Annotated in this window: 14 protein-coding genes and 2 pseudogenes; 15 read left to right on the forward strand and 1 reads right to left on the reverse strand. The window is 52.2% G+C overall.

What is annotated here, in order from left to right; translation table 11 throughout:
• Positions 1-398 precede the first annotated feature (398 nt).
• The gene (locus EDC52_RS11180) at positions 399-1,316 is read left to right on the forward strand and encodes a LysR family transcriptional regulator (RefSeq protein ID WP_131865402.1); all 918 of its coding nucleotides are present in this window, start codon (positions 399-401) and stop codon (positions 1,314-1,316) included.
• A gap of 7 nt (positions 1,317-1,323) precedes the next feature.
• Here the strand turns inward: EDC52_RS11180 and EDC52_RS20440 are convergent.
• Positions 1,324-1,471: pseudogene (locus EDC52_RS20440) on the reverse strand (IS3 family transposase); the annotation flags it as partial.
• 761 nt (positions 1,472-2,232) lie between these two features.
• Between EDC52_RS20440 and tssB the strand changes: the two are divergent.
• The 14 genes and pseudogenes from tssB (at position 2,233) to EDC52_RS11255 (ending at position 18,630) form a co-directional block, all read left to right on the forward strand.
• The gene (tssB, locus tag EDC52_RS11185; protein WP_131865403.1) at positions 2,233-2,730 is read left to right on the forward strand and encodes a type VI secretion system contractile sheath small subunit; all 498 of its coding nucleotides are present in this window, start codon (positions 2,233-2,235) and stop codon (positions 2,728-2,730) included.
• A gap of 56 nt (positions 2,731-2,786) precedes the next feature.
• The gene (gene tssC / locus EDC52_RS11190) at positions 2,787-4,334 is read left to right on the forward strand and encodes a type VI secretion system contractile sheath large subunit (protein WP_131865404.1); all 1,548 of its coding nucleotides are present in this window, start codon (positions 2,787-2,789) and stop codon (positions 4,332-4,334) included.
• 18 nt (positions 4,335-4,352) lie between these two features.
• Positions 4,353-5,690, forward strand: a complete 1,338-nt coding sequence (tssK, locus tag EDC52_RS11195; protein ID WP_131865405.1) for a type VI secretion system baseplate subunit TssK — start codon at positions 4,353-4,355, stop codon at positions 5,688-5,690.
• Positions 5,687-6,340 carry a type VI secretion system protein TssL, short form gene (gene tssL, locus EDC52_RS11200; RefSeq protein ID WP_131865406.1) on the forward strand — a complete coding sequence of 218 codons (654 nt, stop codon included), beginning with the start codon at positions 5,687-5,689 and terminating at the stop codon, positions 6,338-6,340. The genes tssK and tssL overlap by 4 nt, the downstream gene beginning before the upstream one ends.
• A 3-nt stretch (positions 6,341-6,343) precedes the next feature.
• Positions 6,344-8,069 (forward strand): annotated as a pseudogene (locus tag EDC52_RS11205) (OmpA family protein).
• Positions 8,070-8,073: 4 nt separating this feature from the next.
• Complete coding sequence (hcp, locus tag EDC52_RS11210) at positions 8,074-8,565, forward strand: type VI secretion system effector Hcp (RefSeq protein ID WP_131865512.1); 492 nt, start codon at positions 8,074-8,076, stop codon at positions 8,563-8,565.
• A gap of 179 nt (positions 8,566-8,744) precedes the next feature.
• A complete protein-coding gene (gene tssH, locus EDC52_RS11215) occupies positions 8,745-11,393 on the forward strand; it encodes a type VI secretion system ATPase TssH (RefSeq protein ID WP_131865408.1) in 2,649 nt (882 codons plus the stop codon).
• A gap of 11 nt (positions 11,394-11,404) precedes the next feature.
• Complete coding sequence (locus EDC52_RS11220) at positions 11,405-12,037, forward strand: hypothetical protein (protein WP_131865409.1); 633 nt, start codon at positions 11,405-11,407, stop codon at positions 12,035-12,037.
• A gap of 294 nt (positions 12,038-12,331) precedes the next feature.
• Positions 12,332-14,857 (forward strand): DUF2345 domain-containing protein, encoded by a 2,526-nt coding sequence (locus tag EDC52_RS11230; protein WP_131865410.1) that lies wholly within the window; start codon positions 12,332-12,334, stop codon positions 14,855-14,857.
• On the forward strand, positions 14,854-16,734 hold the full coding sequence (locus tag EDC52_RS11235; RefSeq protein ID WP_131865411.1) for a lipase family protein: 1,881 nt from the start codon (positions 14,854-14,856) through the stop codon (positions 16,732-16,734). The genes EDC52_RS11230 and EDC52_RS11235 overlap by 4 nt, the downstream gene beginning before the upstream one ends.
• Positions 16,731-17,477 carry a hypothetical protein gene (locus EDC52_RS11240; RefSeq protein ID WP_131865412.1) on the forward strand — a complete coding sequence of 249 codons (747 nt, stop codon included), beginning with the start codon at positions 16,731-16,733 and terminating at the stop codon, positions 17,475-17,477. Before EDC52_RS11235 ends, EDC52_RS11240 begins: the two co-directional genes overlap by 4 nt.
• A gap of 147 nt (positions 17,478-17,624) precedes the next feature.
• Positions 17,625-18,119: a hypothetical protein gene (locus tag EDC52_RS11245; RefSeq protein WP_131865413.1), complete on the forward strand. Its 495-nt coding sequence runs from the start codon at positions 17,625-17,627 to the stop codon at positions 18,117-18,119.
• Between the two features lie 26 nt (positions 18,120-18,145).
• Positions 18,146-18,379, forward strand: a complete 234-nt coding sequence (locus EDC52_RS11250; protein ID WP_165911701.1) for a hypothetical protein — start codon at positions 18,146-18,148, stop codon at positions 18,377-18,379.
• 32 nt (positions 18,380-18,411) lie between these two features.
• Positions 18,412-18,630, forward strand: coding sequence for a PAAR domain-containing protein (locus EDC52_RS11255; protein ID WP_131865415.1), 219 nt, complete (start codon positions 18,412-18,414; stop codon positions 18,628-18,630).
• The last annotated feature ends 9 nt before the right edge of the window (positions 18,631-18,639 follow it).

Below are 18,639 nucleotides of genomic sequence, written 5' to 3' on the forward strand. Positions count from 1 at the left end.
GCCAAGGCCACGCACTTTTGCGTTGGACGCAAAAGCGTAGTGGTGCTCCCTGCTGCAGAGTATATGACGCCCAGGCGTCGGATCACCCGCCCAGTTGCGGCAGAATAGGCGGGTCATGCTTTTGCTGAACTCCCCAATATGGTAAAAGTTGCGCCGGGGATAACGGGATAAGACTGCAGTATACTGATGAATTGGTTGCGCTTTGTCGCAATGTCACGGCCTGGTTTGGCAGCAGCTGCCGCTGGGGGTATGCTTGGCCGACAATGGCGCGCATTGTTGCGCGACGCAGCGGCAGCAACGCGCTATCATCGATAGAGGATTTTTGCGCTGCTAGTGGATAATGCACTAAAGCGCTGCCTGATGACCCTCCATCGGGCGCAATATTGCAGGAGGGTTGGTTGAACGCAGAAAACAGGGTTGCAACGGACCGCGCTCGCGAGTTGGCGGTCTTCGCGGCCGTAGTGCAACACGGCAGTTTTTCCCACGCGGGCCGGGTGCTGAACCTGAGCGCGTCTGCTATCAGTAGAACGCTAGATCGGATCGAGGCCAGACTGGGGGTGCGTCTGCTGTTGAGAACCACGCGATCCCTGTCGCTTACCGCAGAAGGTCAAGCCTACCTGCAAGCCGCCCGACGGATCCTCAAGGATCTGGATGATTCTGAGCAACAGATTGCGGATCAAGGCTTCCCGCGAGGACGGTTAAGGGTCAGCGCTTCGCTTTCGCACGGCCAATTGCATATCGTCCCATTGCTGCCAGAATTTGCGGCGCTCTATCCGCATATTCTGGTCGATATTTCTCTGACCGACACCATTACCGACATTGCGGGCGGCCAGGCGGACATCGCTGTGCGGTTCGGTAAACTGCCTGACAGCAGCTTGACGGCGCGTAAACTGGGTGAAGAGAAACGCGTGGTTGCCGCTTCACCTGATTACCTGGCGCGCTGGGGCACGCCGACACGGCCGGCGGAGCTGCTTTCTCATAATTGCCTGCATTTCAATTTCCATCGAACCGAGACGTCATGGCCATTCAGGGTTAATGGGACCGTCGAATGGCTGCCGATAAAGGGCAGTATCGAAGCAAACAGTGGACAAACTCTGAGGCAACTTGCCATGCTTGGAATGGGCATAGTGCGGTTGGGTGAATTTCTGGTAGGTGCTGACATTCTGGCGGGTCGGCTGGTGCCGATTCTGCAGGATTTCAATCCGGGCGATGCCGAAGAGGTAAACGCTGTATTCGTCGGTGGATCAAACACCCCGGCTCGGGTCCGGGCCTTCGTCGATTTTCTGGCGGAACGACTTTCCCAGCGCATGCAATAAAGGCTACCAAGGCATCACTCATAAAATCTACTGATTTACAGGGGTGCATTTTATGTAGCACCACCGACAGCGGCGGATGCCTGTTAGGTAAGCATTTTCTTCCTGTGCGCCGAATTGTATTAAAACAATCGATAGATTCGGTGAGCCCGCGTTGCAATGCGCAATTACTCGGCCTGGCGTAATCATGATTAAATTAATAAAAATATTATATTCGATTGAACATATAAGGTACGCCAAGTTTATCAATTACGGCGATTGAAGCCTGAATAACAATCAATGACTATTGGGTCTGTGATGTGGTTGTACTGTTAGCAATGAGGGATTGGCCCAATGCTTCGAGATGATCGTTATTATGGTAAAGCGTAGGGCGCTGTTGCGGGATATTCTGAATAAATAATTATTTTTGAAATAGTTACAGGATGTGGATATCTACCACTTACTCAGCCACGCGTTTTTTCTCATTATTAAAAAAAAAAACAAAAACCAGATTGTTCCAGTAATTGGTTGTGTTTTGCACGATTTAAAACCTTAAGTCAAATTGATCATTTGTCACACGCCCTTATTCCATAAGGCTCGTAGAGTGTATTACATGAAAATTCATATAAATCAATTTGATGAACTACTTTAATTAAATTCTAAAAATTGTATTTTTTTGTTACATAATTATATTTCCAATAGCTTAGCTAACCTTTCTACACTCCGCCTATAGGTATTTATCCGAAAATTTTCAGTTTCAGATAAATACTCAAAACACGAGTCATGCTCGCTGGTGAATGGAATCTATCCGCTTTTGACGTCGGTTTTGTCTGGGTCTTCGGGTGACGTAAGTGGGGCTATAACCTTGGCAGGGTTAGCCTGCTTAGTAATTTTTCAGTGGCATTGACCATTTCTATTATTTCTTAGAACAGGGACAGCCATGTCTAATTCCTATCAGTCCGAGATCCCCAAGGCCCGCGTTAATATCCAGTTAAGCCTGCATACGGGAGGCGCGCAGAAAAAAGTCGAATTGCCCCTCAAACTGATGGTGGTGGGAGATTACAGCAACGGTGCCGAGCTTCGTCCGGTGTCGGAGCGTGAGACTGTCAGCATCAATAAAAACAATTTTGACAACGTGTTATTCGAATTCTCACCTTCAGTAAACCTTGCCGTTAAAAATACCTTGGCCGGCGACGGCAGCGAAGAAAACGTCAGCCTTTCTTTTAATGACATGAAAGCCTTCGAGCCTGAACAGGTGGCCGCTCAGATACCTCAGTTGAAGGCGATGCTGGCCATGCGCAATCTGCTGCGCGACCTGAAGGCTAACCTGCTGGACAACGCGACCTTCCGCAAAGAGCTGGAAAAAATCCTGCTTGACCCGACGCTCAGCGCTGAATTGCGCAGTGAACTGTCTGCCCTGGCACCGAAACAGCCATAACGGTCGTGATGCTTAACGGATTAAACGGTCGTGATGCTTAACGGATTAATTGAGGAATGCTGATGTCTGTAAAAAATGAAAATGCTGCCGCGGCTGAGAGTGTCGTACTGGAACGCCCACAAGCCGGGGGTGTGTATGCCTCCCTGTTTGAAAAAATCAATCTGAGCCCGGTCTCTGAGCTGAGTTCACTGGCTATCTGGCAGGATAGCCAGGCGATGTCCGATGCCACGGCTGACGAGCGGCTGACCGCCGGCATGCAGGTCTTTCTGGAATGTCTGACTAAATCGGGCTCAAAAGTCGAAAAACTGGATAAAACGCTGATTGACCACCATATCGCTGAGCTTGATTACCAGATTAGCCGCCAGCTGGATGCGGTCATGCATCATGAGGCATTTCAGCAAACAGAAAGCACCTGGCGTGGGCTGAAGTCTTTAGTCGACAAAACCGACTTCCGTCAGAACGTCAAAATCGAGCTGCTTGACCTGTCGAAAGACGATTTGCGTCAAGATTTTGAAGACGCGCCGGAGATTATTCACAGCGGATTATACCAGCACACCTATACCGCAGAGTACGACAGCCCGGGTGGAGAGCCGATTGCCGCGCTGATTTCTGCGTATGAATTTGATGCGTCAGCGCAGGACGTGGCGCTGTTGCGTAATATATCAAAAGTCTCCGCCGCTGCCCACATGCCGTTTATCGGCTCTGCCGGGCCGAAGTTCTTTTTAAAAGACAACATGGAGCAGGTCGCGGCCATCAAAGATATTGGCAACTATTTTGACCGCGCTGAGTACATCAAATGGAAATCCTTCCGCGAAACCGATGACAGCCGCTATATCGGTCTGGTAATGCCGCGTGTGCTGGGTCGTTTGCCGTATGGCCCGGACACCGTACCGGTGCGCAGCTTCAACTACGTCGAAGAAGTGAAAGGCCCGGATCATGACAAATATCTGTGGACTAACGCCTCGTTCGCCTTCGCGGCCAACATGGTGAAGAGCTTCATCAACAACGGCTGGTGCGTACAAATCCGTGGCCCACAGGCCGGCGGTGCAGTTCAGGATCTGCCCATTCACCTGTATGACCTGGGTACCGGTAATCAGGTGAAGATCCCGTCAGAAGTGATGATCCCGGAAACCCGCGAATTTGAATTCGCCAATTTGGGCTTCATTCCTCTGTCCTACTATAAGAACCGCGACTACGCGTGCTTCTTCTCGGCGAACTCGGCCCAGAAACCTGCACTGTATGACACCGCGGATGCGACGGCCAACAGCCGCATCAATGCCCGTCTGCCGTACATCTTCCTGCTGTCGCGTATCGCGCACTACCTGAAGCTGATTCAGCGTGAAAACATCGGTACCACCAAGGACCGTCGTCTGCTTGAGCTGGAGCTGAACACCTGGGTTCGTGGTCTGGTGACTGAAATGACTGACCCGGGTGATGAGCTGCAGGCTTCTCACCCGCTGCGCGATGCGAAAGTCATTGTGGAAGACATCGAAGATAACCCGGGCTTCTTCCGCGTCCGACTGTTCGCCATCCCGCACTTCCAGGTGGAAGGCATGGACGTCAACCTGTCACTGGTTTCTCAGATGCCGAAAGCTAAATCGTAAGGCGAGGGGAAATCAGGGATGAAAATTTATCGCCCACTTTGGGAGGACGGGGCCGCACTGGCCCCGCAACAGTTTCAGCAGCAGGCCCGCTGGAGTGCACACATTGCTGACACCGTGGGCCGGATGGGGATTTCTCATCCCTGGGGCGTGGTGGCCGCGGAGTTTGATGATGCGGCCCTCGCGCTGTCCCGACTGAATACAACCCGACTGGTGCTGCGGTTTCAGGATGGCACGATTGTGGATACGGACCTGGCGGACACGCTTCCGCCAGTCTGTGACCTGTCTTCAGCGGCCGGAAGTGATGCCGTTGAGGTCGTCGCCGCACTGCCGCTGTTGAGTGCCAGTGGCGGCAATCTGGATAACGGGCAGGACAGCGAACGTCCCCGCCGCTGGAAAGCCGAGCGGGTGGTGGTGCAGGAGCTCGCCGGGCATGAAAGCGGTGAGCTTGCCATTCTGCGCCACGCTATCACGCTGCGCTTATCCAGCCAGGAAAATACCACCTATCTGACCTGTCCGGTAACCCGTCTGGTACGCAATGCCCAGGGGCAGTGGAGTCGTGACCGGTCATTTGTCCCGCCCATGCTTTCGCTTTCCGCCAGTCCGTTACTGGTCACTGAGCTGGGTGATATCCTGGTGCGTCTAGAGGCCCGTCGTCGCCGACTGATGGCCATGCGCCGTGAGAGCAATGAACGTATGGCCGATTTTGCAGTGGCCGACGTGTCGCTGTTCTGGCTGCTCAATGCGCTGAACAGTGCCGAACCGGTCCTGGCGGAGCTGTTACAGACGCCGTCCCGCCATCCGGAATTGCTGTACCGGGAACTGACCCGCCTGGCCGGCAGCCTGCTGACGTTCTCGCTGGAGCACGATGTCGTTGATATTCCGGCGTATCAGCACGCTGCCCCTGAACAGGTGTTTCCGCCGTTACTGACCCTGCTGGACAAACTCCTTGAAGCGAGCCTGCCGTCACGGGTGGTGAGCATCCATCTTGACCATCAGGATCAGATCTGGAAAGGCTCCCTGCATGATGCACGCCTGCGTGAAGGAGCCGATTTCTACCTGTCCGTGCGTTCAACCATGCCCAATCACGAGTTGCAGGTCAGGTTCCCGCTGCTGTGCAAGGCCGGTAGTTTCGACGATGTCTCCGATGTGGTGAACGTGGCGCTGAGTGGCATGGTGATCAAACCGCTCACCCATGTGCCGGCGGCTATTCCGCTGCGTCTGGAAAACCAGTACTTCTCGCTGGATCTGTCGACCGAAGCTGCCTGGGCGATGCTGGAGGCGGGGAGCTGTACCTTCTACACCCCGGGTTCACTCGGTGATGTGAAACTGGAACTCTTTGCGGTGCTGCGTACATGACCAAATCCGATATCAGCGAGATTGAACGTATTTTCTATCCCGGCTGGCTGATGGCCAGCCAGCTTCGTGGTGGTCAGGAAGTCCGGGAAGGGGAAAAGCTTTACCGCCGGGCCTGTCGCCTGGTGCAGGATGCCCGTACTGCGCTGACCGACGCGGGATACAGCGAAATCAGCCGTGACCACATAGTGTACGCCCTGTGCGCCCTGCTCGATGAGAGCGTGCTTAACCGCGGGACGACCGATGACGGGTATCTGGTCTGGCGGCGTGACCCGCTTCAGGCGCACTTTTTTGGCACGCTGAATGCAGGCGAAGAGTTGTGGGAACGTATTCGCAACCTGCTCAAAGAAACGGCACCAGACATCGCGGTGCTGACCTGTATGTACCGCACTTTGCAACTGGGCTTTGTTGGCCAATACCGGGCCGAAGACGATCAACGACGTGAAGATGTGGTGCGGGCGTTAGGTGAGCGGGTGCCAGCCTTTACGCTGGCACCGGACGCCCCCATTGTTGCCCGGGCACCCCGCCTGCGTAGCGGCCGTCGCTGGTACTGGCTGACCTGGGTTGTGGCCGCTGTCGCCCTCGTCGCACTCTGGTTCTTCCTTTCGTCTTCGCTTACCGAACTGGTAAGCCAGACCGTCAGGCCGGGGTAAGCGATGCGGGAGGCGTACCGAAGTCGGTTAACTGCTCTGGGTGCCCTACTGGCGCTGTGGCTGGTTCTGGGATTCTGGCCACTGTCCACGGGCAGCCGTGTGGCACTCAGCCTACTGGTTGTTCTGGTGACCGGGGTGATGTTCTGGCGCCAGCTTCGGGCTTCTCAGGCGCGGGCGACCGCTGTCCGTGAGATGGTGGATGAAACCCTGCCGCCGGAAGATTTTCAGGGGGCGGTTATCCTCGTCTGTGGCGACAACACCCCGCTGTTTGTGTCCGGTTCCCGTCACCGGGAAACCCGGCAGGGCTGGTATCTGTGTGTGAAGGATGCGGAACAGCTGCCTCTCTTTGCACAGCACCTGAGCCTGGTGCGCCCGGCCCTGGTGTCGCAAATCTCCGTCATGCTGGCGGTGGTGCCTGAGCAGCACACATCCAGTGATGATTTTACGCAGTCCCTGCGGGGCTGGCAGCGTGCTGTCGTCCAGTGCCGTGCGGCACTTGGCACTCTGCCCCCGCTGTGGACCGTGATCTGGCTATCGCCACCGGTGGCCTGCGCGCAGGCTGAACCCGTCTGGTTTACCACGGTAAGCCAGCGAAGCGGTATTCAGGTGTATCAGCCCGGTCAGGGCAATGTGTCACTGACGGAATGGACCCGGGAGACCGGCTCAGACGCGCGTTTTTCGCGTCTGAGCCAGGGCCTGTGGCTGGACAGTCTGCTTGCCTGGCAGAGCCGCGCGGTGAATGACCTGCTGTCGGTACGGCAGGGCGAACTTCCGGTGATGATGCCCTGCGTGCAGGGTATGTGCATGGTGCCGGTGAGCGGCATCGCGGGCAATCTCTGGCAACAGCACATCACTTCCGTGACGGCGCTGCCACCGGATGCCGTTGTCACCACAGAGCCACTGCCGCTGCCTGAACTGCTGCTACCGGCGTTACCGCGGCGACGTGGCGTGAGCCGCAGAATGGTGTTCTGGCGTTACGCCGGATTACTGGGCGGGATTTTCCTCGCGCTGGCGATGCTGGCGTCCTGGATGAACAACCAGCGGCTCATCCGTAATGTTGGCGATCACCTTGCGTTATATCACCAGCTGACGGGTAAGCCTGTTGCACCGAAACTGCGTGCGCAGCAGCGCCTTAGGGCCGATGGCGCATTGCTTGACGACTGGCAGCGTCGCGGGGAGCCATTGCGTTATCGCCTGGGTCTGTATCAGGGGCTGCGCCTGGTTCCGCCTGTTGAGGCCGCCGTCAGCGACTGGGCACCTCCGCCACCGCCTCCACCGGTCATTAAGAAAATCATTCAGGGTCCGAAAACCCTTCGCCTCGACAGCATGTCGCTGTTTGATTCGGGCAAATCGGCGCTGAAAGCCGGGTCCACCAAAATGCTGGTGAACTCGCTGGTCGGCGTTAAGGCGAGGCCGGGCTGGCTGATTGTCGTGTCCGGCCATACCGATAACACCGGTAACCCGAAACTCAATCAGACGCTGTCCCTGAAACGTGCCGAAGCGGTACGTGACTGGATGCGTGACACCGGTGACGTGCCGGAAAGCTGTTTTGCGGTGCAGGGCTATGGCGAAAGCCGTCCGATCGCAACTAACGACACCTCGGATGGGCGCGCGCTCAACCGCCGTGTCGAAATCAGTCTGGTACCGCAGGCCAATGCCTGCCAGATACCGGGCCACACCCCAGGCGTCATCGCAGGATGATGGCGCATCACAACACAATGGAGAGTAATGCCATGGCAATTCCTGTTTATCTTTGGCTGAAAGACGACGGCGGCGCGGACATTAAAGGTTCTGTGGACGTTCAGGATCGTGAAGGCAGCATCGAAGTTGTCGCTCAGGAGCATAACCTGTACATCCCGACCGATAACAACACCGGCAAGCTGACCGGGACTCGTATCCACACCCCGTTCCTGTTCACCAAGGAAATCGACTCGTCCAGCCCGTACCTGTACAAGGCGGTGACCACCGGTCAGACCCTCAAGTCTGCGGAATTCAAGTGGTACAAAATCAACGACGCGGGCCAGGAAGTGGAGTACTTCAACACGAAGTTAGAAAACGTGAAGGTGGTGAAAGTCAATCCTGAAATGTATGACATCAAGGATCCTTCTAAAGAGAAGCATGACCACCTTGAGCGCATTGAACTGCGTTACGAAAAAATCACCTGGACCTACAAAGACGGCAACATCATTCATTCCGATTCCTGGAACGAACGCGCCACCGCGTAAGTCACAAGCGGACAGTTCCCTCTGTCCGCTTTTTTGTTTTTGCTGAGCGTCTGCCCGTGCGGGCGTTGAGCAAAAAAACCGACAAACTGCCAACCCGACCGCATGCGCTTTGGTCTCCTGAACAGCAGGAAACAGCGATGGGCGGTAGCGTGTCCAGGAACCGACAAAGAGAGAGATTCATGGAAAATCCAGCCATCCTGCTGCGACGTCTGAACCCTTACTGTGCCCGTGCGATGGAAGGGGCGGCTTCGCTCTGCCAGACCCGTGCCCATGCGGAAATTTTGCCAGAGCACTGGCTGCTGAAGCTGCTTGAACAGGGGGAGGGCGACCTGACGGTGCTGGCGCGCCGCTACGAGTGGGATATGGATGCGCTGTGGCAGGATTTACTCGGCTGGCTTGATAAACAGCCGCGCTCGGTACGCAACCGTCCGCAGCTATCCGCCGATATCCAGAAACTGCTGCAGGAAGCCTGGATGCTGGCCTCGCTTGCCGGAGAGCAGAGTATCCGCAGTGTGCATCTGCTGATGGCGCTGGTCGATAAGCCTAAACTGGCGCGCTGTGATGGCATGTGGCCGCTGCTGACTCTCGGTCAGAGTCAGCTTGAGCGTCTTCGCCCGCTGCTGGACGCACAGTCAGATGAGCGTCCGGATGTGAAGGAGGATGCCGAACTGGCACAGAGCCACGGCGGTGAGGTGGCGTTTGTCGGTTGTCCTGCCGGGGCAGAGCTGAAAGAAGGCGAACTGACCACGGCCCTGCAGAACGCGCTGGATAAATTCACCCTGGATGTCACCGCCAAAGCGAAAGAGGGCAAGATTGACCCGGTGTTCGGCCGTGACACCGAAATCCGCCAGATGGTCGATATTCTCTCGCGTCGTCGCAAAAACAACCCTATCCTGGTCGGTGAACCGGGTGTCGGTAAAACCGCGCTGGTCGAAGGCCTGGCGCTGCGTATTGCCGAGGGCAACGTACCGGAATCCCTCAAACCGGTCATCCTGCGCACCCTTGACCTCGGCCTGTTGCAGGCGGGCGCAGGTGTGAAAGGTGAGTTCGAACAGCGCCTGAAAAACGTCATCGATGCGGTGCAGCAGTCGCCTGTGCCGATTCTGCTGTTTATCGACGAAGCCCACACCATCATCGGTGCCGGCAATCAGGCAGGTGGTGCAGATGCGGCCAACCTGCTGAAACCGGCACTCGCCCGCGGCGAACTGCGCACCATTGCCGCGACCACCTGGTCCGAATACAAGCAGTTTTTTGAGCGTGATGCCGCGCTGGAACGTCGCTTCCAGATGGTGAAGGTCGACGAGCCGGACGATGACACGGCGTGTCTGATGCTGCGTGGCCTGAAATCCCGCTATGCCGAGTACCATAACGTACACATCACCGACGATGCGGTGCGTGCTGCGGTCACGCTGTCCCGTCGTTACCTGACGGGGCGCCAGCTGCCGGACAAGGCTGTTGATCTGCTGGATACTGCCGCCGCGCGCGTTCGGATGAGCCTCGATACGGTGCCTGAACGAATTGTGCGCCTGACAGCGCAGCTGACTGCGCTGGGACTGGAAGAGCAGGCGCTGCTGGAAGATATCGCCGCCGGCAATAACTGTCATGGTGACCGCCTGGGTGCCATTGAGCAGCAGCGGAATGAACTGGAAGCGCGTATCGAGGAGCAAGAGGCGCGTTTCAGCAATGAAAAGGCGCTGGCACAGCAACTGATGGCCAGCCGCCAGGACATCAGTCAGCAGGCTGAAATTTCCGACCTGCAGCAGCAGCTGGAGCAGGCGCAGCAGGGCGACGTGCTGGTACAGGTGGATGTGGACACCCGTACGGTTGCCAATGTGATTGCTGACTGGACCGGCGTACCGCTGTCTTCCCTGATGAAAGACGAGCAGACTGAACTGCTGACGCTGGAAAATGAAATCGGCCGCCGTGTCGTCGGTCAGGATGTTTCCCTTGAGGCTATTGCCCAGCGCCTTCGCGCGGCGAAAACAGGACTGACCTCTGAAAACGGCCCGCAGGGCGTGTTCCTGCTGGTCGGCCCGAGCGGCGTCGGTAAGACCGAAACCGCGCTGGCGCTAGCGGATGTGCTGTACGGCGGCGAGAAGTCACTCATTACCATCAACCTGTCCGAGTACCAGGAGCCGCATACCGTGTCGCAGCTGAAGGGCTCACCGCCGGGGTACGTGGGTTACGGTCAGGGTGGCATTCTCACCGAAGCGGTGCGCAAGCGCCCGTACAGCGTGGTCCTGCTCGATGAAGTGGAAAAGGCGCACCGTGATGTCATGAACCTGTTCTACCAGGTGTTTGACCGCGGCTTTATGCGCGACGGCGAAGGCCGGGAAATCGACTTCCGCAATACCGTTATCCTGATGACCTCCAACCTCGGCAGCGACCATCTCATGCAACTGCTGGATGAACGGCCGGACGCCAGCGAAGGGGACCTGCACGAACTGCTACGACCCGTTCTGCGTGACCACTTCCAGCCCGCGCTGCTGGCCCGTTTCCAGACGGTAATCTATCGCCCGCTGGCAGAAACCACGATGCGTACCATCGTGCAAATGAAGCTGGCCCAGGTGAGCAAACGCCTGCACCGCCACTATGGTCTGAAAACCCATATTGATGAGGGCCTGTATGACGCCCTGACGGCCGCCTGCCTGCTGCCGGATACCGGGGCGCGTAACGTCGACAGCCTGCTTAACCAGCAAATTCTGCCAGTGCTGAGCCAACAATTGCTCATCCATATGGCGGCGAAGCAGAAGCCGCAGTCACTGACGCTCGGATGGAGTGATGAAGAGGGAATCGGACTGGAATTTGATGACTCCGTCGCACATTAAAGGAAGCTTGTATGGACAGTGCAAAAGATATTGCCAGAGACATGCTGAAAGCCATCAATGTTGATGGCTCAGGTTTTATTGGTGCAGTGGCGAAAGGATTAATCTCATATCCAGTTAGCCTTGGTTATCTGGGATATGATTTTATTGATACGGAGCATCGTAGAAAGAACCAAGATGATAAATTCAGGCTGGCTGAATTAGTTAAAAGGACGACCTTTAATAGAGGTGTGATTGAAAAAATCATTAAGGTATTTATGGATGATTTTTCATCCCGTATTAATATTCCTTTAATCGCCAAGAATGTAGGTGGAAGTGTTGCCGGGAAAGTATTTTTTTCTCAATTAACAGGCGTTAATTTAGGTGCTGTTATCTCAACTCGTGCTGTAACAGCACTTTTTTCAGGCGTAATCATAGGTTCATTTCTTTCCATTGGTTCTGAATCATCAAGAGCGATCTACACTGCCAGATATTTACGGGAAAGAAATCATATTATTTATTATAGGCTAAAAAATATGGGTGATTTAGACCTTCTTTACTTTCTTGTTGAAGACACGGTTAAACCATTTGAAAAAGCCTGTGAGATAGATAAGGTTGATCTTGGTAAATTTAATAAAATCTGTGAGCACTTCTTTGGTGGCTTATGAATATAAAGAGAGTTTTTGTGGTCATGTCAGCTTATATCATCTGTGCAACAGGAGCCACGTTGGCGATGTTTGGGATTTTTTTGTCTGCATGGTCATTTTTTGTTTCAAGTGATGATAACAAGTTTTACTGGGGAGGTGGTGGTATTTTAATAATCTATATTGGTTACTTAATTTATCGCTTTGCATTTCCTCATATCCGAAGGAAATGGGATGACTACTACTGAAGGTAATAATCTATTTTTAATTAACTATCCTGCATTGGTCGTATTGTTCAACCTGACAGAAGATTAAAAAATGAATAATATATCTCAAATAACAGGTGCTACGCTTAATCGCTACAGTTTAAATATTCCTTCCTGTCCTTATCCACTGGATGTAGAGGGTTTTGAAGGTCTGGAACAGATGAGTGTTCTCTACCATTACACTATCCGTTTCACCAGTCTTTATCCGGATCTCACTGCCGATATGATGTTGAGTAAATCCGTTACATTAAATATGGGCGTGGGCGAGCTTTTGAATCCGGTAGTAGGTAAAGTCGTACATGGAGTAGTAACACATTTTCGACGCCTTACGGGTTCACGCGATCAGGTTAAGTATGAAATCATTATCGAACCATTCTTGGCGCTGCTCGGTAATCAGTTCCGTACCCATCGTTTCTTCGTCAACAAATCGGTACCGGAAGTGGTCGAGGAGGTACTGCAGGAGCATGGCCTGCAAGGCTGGGAATATGACTTCACCCTCAAGGCTGACTACCCAAAGCGCGAACAGATTAACCAGTATCAGGAAAATGACCTCGCATTTATCGAACGCCTGCTGGCGGAGGTGGGGATTTTTTATTTCTTCACCCTGCAGCCGGACACCCAGACCGAAGTGGTGCACTTTGCGGACAAGCAGAGCGCCTGGACGTTCGGTAAAAAACTGCCGCTGAACAGCCCGTCAGGAACGAATGACAACGGGGTGGATTCAGTGTGGGGCGTGCATGTCTGGCATAACGTGGTGGAGCGCACTGTCACGGCCAGTGACTACAACCACCGGGAAGCCCAGAACGTCCTGTCCTCGGTGCCGGCAGACATGACCCGCGGTGACGGGGAGGACATCACCTACGGGGAAGTGTATCACCATCGGCCGCGGCATATTGAGCGGGGTGACAAAATTACCCCTACGGCGGAAACCGCCAACTTCTGGGCGCGTCTGGAGCATGAACGCTTCCTGTCAAACCAGACGACGGTGACCGGCAGCAGCACCGACCACACCCTCGGCCCGGCTCAGGTACTGACCCTCACCGAAACGGCCATCGCGCCGACCCTGCCCCGCGAAACCGAAAACGGGCTCATCATCATCAGTGCCGGTTACACCGCCAGTCGTCAGAACGCCCTGAAGGTGGCGTGGGCGGCGATGCCGTATTACGAGAACCGCTGCTGGCGTCCTGCTGCGAAAAAACGCCCGGTGATCAGCGGTACCCTGATGGCGCGTGTGACCAGCGCCAAAGACAACGATATCTACGCCTGGCAGGATGCATCGGGCCTGTACCGGGTGAAATTTGATGCCGACCGTGACGACAAACGTCAGGGCATGGAAAGCATGCCGGTGCGCTTTGCCAAGCCTTACGGTGGTGATAAATACGGCTTCCACTTCCCGCTGATTCAGGGCACCGAAGTGGCCATCGCCTTCCATGAAGGTGACCCGGACCGGCCATATATCGCCCACGCCCTGCATGATTCCCGCCATGTGGACCACGTTACCGAAGCCAACAGCACGCGCAACGTCATCCGTACCGCGGGCCTGAACAAGCTGCGGATGGAGGACAAGCGCGGTGAGGAGCATGTCAAACTCAGTACGGAGTACGGGGGCAAGACGCAACTCAATTTAGGCCACAATGTTGACGATGACAGACTGCCGCGGGGCGAGGGCGCTGAACTGCGAACGGATGACTGGGTGGCTGTTCGGGGGGGAAAAGGGGTGTTCATCTCGGCTGATGCACAACAAGGTGCACAAGGTCGAATGATGGACATGGAGGATGCAATTCGGCAGCTTAAAAACGCACTATCACTGGCAAAAAGCTTAAGCGGAATTGTTCAAAAAGCTGGAGCTACACGAAGTGATTCAGGCTCCCAGGAAGAGCTTAATAATGCGCTGGAAGATTTGAAGCAGGCAGGTATTTTGGCCCATGCGCCTGATGGGATAGGAATTGTTAGCCCTAAATCGGTACGCATGGCTTCGGGGAGCGCAAGTGTTGGACTGATGTCAGGTAAAAATACGGACATTAGCGCCGGGGAGTCAATTACGCTTGCTGCAACCAAAACAGTCAGCGTATTTGCGCAGGGAGAAGGGATGCAATTGGTTGCTGGCGCAGGAAAAATGGATATCCAGGCCCAGAAAGGAGAGCTTAACGTAGAGGCACTACAGGACATCACGATAAGCAGTGCCGAAGGGAAAGTGTCCATAAACGCCAGTCAGGAATTGTCGATCACCTGTGGCGGAGCCTATATCAAACTCAGTGGTGGTAATATCGAGTTGGGGGCACCGGGAAATATTTTATTGAAATGTACCAATGCGCAGAAAATGGGACCAGCCTCGCTGAACACTCCGCCGCGTACATTCCCGAAAGGGTACGGCGAGGGTTTCACATTAAAAGATCCTGATAGTGGGGAGATTCAACCTTTTACGTTTTTCAGAATCACAACTGGAGAAGGTGAGGTATATGAGGGCGTCTCTGATGAGCATGGAAAAACAATGCGAGTGTTCACCGCGATGCCATCAGCGCTAAAAATTGAATTCCCGGATGAAGAATTGTCTGATATCAAGGAAGAAAAGCAATGAGTACAGCTACTACATCCCTGGAATGTAAATACCCGGATGCCTGGACCGGTAAACAAAAAAAGTACTGGGTTGAGATTCAGCTCATGGATGAACGCGAAACTCCCATCCCTGATATGCCATATGTGGCTGAGAATGCAGCGACTCGTAGCCAGTGTGCTTCCTATACCGGCAAAAGCGACGCCAGTGGTATAATTCGAATAGAAGGACTACATCCTCTTGAGCTTATTTTGCATATTGAAGCAAAACCGCTTGCGGATGAGATGGAAAAAAGAGCATTGAGGCCCTTTGGGCGCAGTGAGGATGATTCCACTGTAAAACCTAAAGCAGCTGTTGAAGGATACGAATATCGTTACCTGAAAATAGGCCAGCTGTGCGATTCTCTTCCGGAGATGATGCCGGAATGGAAAGATAAAGCGAATCCACCTGAATACCATTTCCCGGACGCCCAGTTTACCGGACAGACGATAAAAAAACTTAACTGCCGGTATGTTTTTGAAGTCTGCCCATTTCGCGCATGGTCATTAATGTTGCATCATCAAACGGATTATTCGATAGTTAATGCCTACAATCTGGGAATAATGGCCGATCTTTCTTACTCTGCGGAAGAGCAAATTATTCGATATTTCGAGCAGGAATGTGTCGATCTCTCCGCTGCACCGAAATTAAGTGATGAGCACGACTATTACGCCGTGGTTAAAGATGTCCCCTTTAGCCAGCGCTATATCAATCCACGCTTTGTTACCACCGCCGGAAGTATTATTCAGCATGATACTCAGTTATTTTATGTTTCTAATGATGAACATGTCATTGTGGCCTGGCGTGGTACGCAGGAGGTGAGGGACTGGGTAACGGATATTACCTTTAGTCCACAGGCGTGTCCGTCCTATCTTGTCCCCACGGGTAAAATTCATAAGGGTTTTTTAGATGCTTTTGAGTATGCTAAAGATAAGTCACAAGATAGTTTTAAAGAAATAAAAAATTTAATCACAATTGAACAAAGAGAGCTATTCCTTTGCGGACACAGCTTAGGAGGAGCGCTGGCATTAATTTATGCCGCAGAGTTAAAATCAATAAAACCGCTTCTTTACACCTACGGTATGCCGAGGGTGTTTACTGCCGACGCCGTCCTGCAGCTTACGGGTATTACGCATTACCGGCACGTTAATGACTCGGATACCATCACCAGCGTACCAATGGATGCAAATCTCTATAACTGGTTTTATGAGATTTATGGTCCGGTTGGTAGCGTACTGGGTACAACATGGTCTGTAGCGGAACTGCTCTCACAAAAAATCACCGGCATTACCGTGGGGGATTGCTTCTGGCATCATGGAGATATTGTGCTGTTCTATTATACCACCCAGGTGGTGGAAAGCCTGCAATGCGAAGGCTCAATGAGCGCCCCTAAATGCCGCAGGATAAAGTACCGTCTGCCTAAAAAAACGAAATATTATTTAATCCCCTCCCTGGCGGAAGAGAAAAGCATTTCTGCAAAAAATCAGGATATTCAATTTATTCGCTCTTTAACACCCGACAGCATGAAGCAATTTTTTCCCAAAAACACAAACCCGGATTTAGACTCCATACTTACCGACCCGCGCAACCATTTTATGCCCGCCGCCTATCTGCCGTATATTAATGACCAACTGGTGGAACTGGTTTGCCCCGATGCCCCTCTGAAACGTATAGAGAGCAGGGGCGCATTCGAAAAACAGTTATCAGATGCCGGTATCCCGGATAATGAAAAGGAAAGAAATCGACTGTTTGCCGCGTTGCAGCGTCTGGTAGTGGAAACCCTGAAAGTAACGGAACAAATGCCTGAAGGGAAGCCCGCCCTGGAGCGTTTCCGTAAGACAAAAAAGGAATATGCTGAATGAAAATAGCTAATGTATTATACCTGCTACCGTTATTAGCACTGAGTGGCTGCGCGTTAAGTGAAAACCTCTCTCCGCCAGCGAATGGTAAGGCTGTAAAAGTTGCCGTTGTTAAACCTGCGGATGTCGATATTCTGCCGATGGATGTGATTTATCGCTCAGAGAAATGCAGGGATAAAATATTTACCTCGACAGGAGCGATAAATTCCCGGGCTGGCTATCATCTGCTGACTGTTCCTTTTAAGGCAGAACCGGGTAGTGATACCGTGAGCAACAGCGTTGCGCTGGACGGCGGTGGTCAGTGTGAGTGGAAGCTCAGCAATATCCGTTTCCAGTTTAAGTTCAGTAATATGGCAAAATTTGGTGCTGATATTAAAAAGAATGTTCCTAATGATATCGTTTTTGTCTTTGATAAAAACTCCCCCCCACGTGGGGATGGGCATTATAAGGATGTTTCTGGAGCTATAGAAATAGAGAGTGATTATTACCCTTTGGTAGTATATGATCGTATTATTGATCATGCTAAAACTCTTAGCATTGAAAGTGAGGAAATGTTGACTTTTCGAGCTAGCAATGTGAAAAGTATATTTTTCAAACCTAATGTACATTCCGATAGGCTTATAAGAATATTAGGTCCGGAAAAAATTGGTGATAACACATTATCAATTTATCCGGATGGAACTCAAACTATCAAGAAAAAAGGTTCTTACCCACTCGACTTTAAAAGACTCAAAGAAATGAAATGAGTATGTTAACTTACTGTTTTGTAAGTGAGTTGTAGTCCTGCTTTTAATATTTGACCATGCCTAGTGATTGAAGTATGAGATTGTTGAACTGGATTCCTAAGGGAATATACGGGAGCTTTTCTGCAAGACAAAACAGGAATGCGATGAATGAAAAAGGCTAATGTATTATACCTGCTGCCGTTATTAGCACTTAGCGGCTGCGCGTTAAGTGAAAACCTCTCTCCGCCACCAAATGGTAAAACCGTAAAAGTTGCCGTTGTTAAACCTGCGGATGTCGATATTCTGCCGATGGATGTGATTTATCGCTCAGAGAAATGCAGGGATAAAATATTTACCTCGACAGGAGCGATAAACTCTCGAGCTGGCTATCATCTGCTGACTGTTCCTTTTAATCCGGAAAAAGGGAGCGATAGAGTGAGTAACAATATTGCTCTTGATGGTGGTGGCCAGTGTGAGTGGAAATTAAGCAATATAAAATTTGATTTTCAATATCATAACATGAAGAAATTCGGGGCAGGGGTTAAGAGAAGTATACCCAGTGATATTGTTTTTGTTTTTGATAGAAATGCACCCCCTAGGGGAGATGGGCATTATGATGATGTCTACGGTGTTATAGAAATAAAAAAAATTACTATCCTTTAATTAGAAAAAAGAATACAGATGAGGAAATGTTAGTTCTTAGCGTACAAGGCCAGCCAATGTTGACTTATCGTGTCCATGACGCAAATAGCATTGTATTTGAACCCATATTTCACTCTGATATGGTTGTTAATGCTGTTCCTCCAAAGAAGAAAGGTGGTGGATATACGCTTATTTATCCTAATGGAGATGAAATAATAGATCGTTACTTCTCAAATTCAGAAAAAACGAAGTATGAATTTGTAAAACAGAAATCTCGCTAAAACATTATTAATGGCTGTTATGGGAGGGGCATGTGTCTAAAGGATTTGTATTGATTGGTGATAAAACCACGCACGGCGGCCAGGTTATTTCTGCTTCATCAACAATGGTTGTAAGTGGCAAAAAGGTTGCCCTCGTTGGCGATAAAATCAGTTGCCCCAAAAATGGGCATGATATTAATGCCATTATTGAAGGATCATCTGAATGGACCTCTGATGGTAAAGCCGTAGTTGTGGATGGTTGCCATTGTTAGTGTGGTTGT

The organism is Biostraticola tofi, from assembly GCF_004343195.1.
GTDB lineage: Bacteria > Pseudomonadota > Gammaproteobacteria > Enterobacterales > Enterobacteriaceae > Biostraticola > Biostraticola tofi.

Excerpts from the sequence above, each read along its gene's own strand:
- tssB (WP_131865403.1), top strand. The coding sequence starts at position 2,233 with ATGTCTAATTCCTATCAGTCCGAGATCCCCAAGGCCCGCGTTAATATC.
- tssC (WP_131865404.1), top strand. The coding sequence starts at position 2,787 with ATGCTGATGTCTGTAAAAAATGAAAATGCTGCCGCGGCTGAGAGTGTC.
- tssK (WP_131865405.1), top strand. The coding sequence starts at position 4,353 with ATGAAAATTTATCGCCCACTTTGGGAGGACGGGGCCGCACTGGCCCCG.
- tssL (WP_131865406.1), top strand. The coding sequence starts at position 5,687 with ATGACCAAATCCGATATCAGCGAGATTGAACGTATTTTCTATCCCGGC.
- hcp (WP_131865512.1), top strand. The coding sequence starts at position 8,074 with ATGGCAATTCCTGTTTATCTTTGGCTGAAAGACGACGGCGGCGCGGAC.
- tssH (WP_131865408.1), top strand. The coding sequence starts at position 8,745 with ATGGAAAATCCAGCCATCCTGCTGCGACGTCTGAACCCTTACTGTGCC.
- EDC52_RS11220 (WP_131865409.1), top strand. The coding sequence starts at position 11,405 with ATGGACAGTGCAAAAGATATTGCCAGAGACATGCTGAAAGCCATCAAT.
- EDC52_RS11230 (WP_131865410.1), top strand. The coding sequence starts at position 12,332 with ATGAATAATATATCTCAAATAACAGGTGCTACGCTTAATCGCTACAGT.
- EDC52_RS11235 (WP_131865411.1), top strand. The coding sequence starts at position 14,854 with ATGAGTACAGCTACTACATCCCTGGAATGTAAATACCCGGATGCCTGG.
- EDC52_RS11240 (WP_131865412.1), top strand. The coding sequence starts at position 16,731 with ATGAAAATAGCTAATGTATTATACCTGCTACCGTTATTAGCACTGAGT.
- EDC52_RS11245 (WP_131865413.1), top strand. The coding sequence starts at position 17,625 with ATGAAAAAGGCTAATGTATTATACCTGCTGCCGTTATTAGCACTTAGC.
- EDC52_RS11250 (WP_165911701.1), top strand. The coding sequence starts at position 18,146 with ATGTTAGTTCTTAGCGTACAAGGCCAGCCAATGTTGACTTATCGTGTC.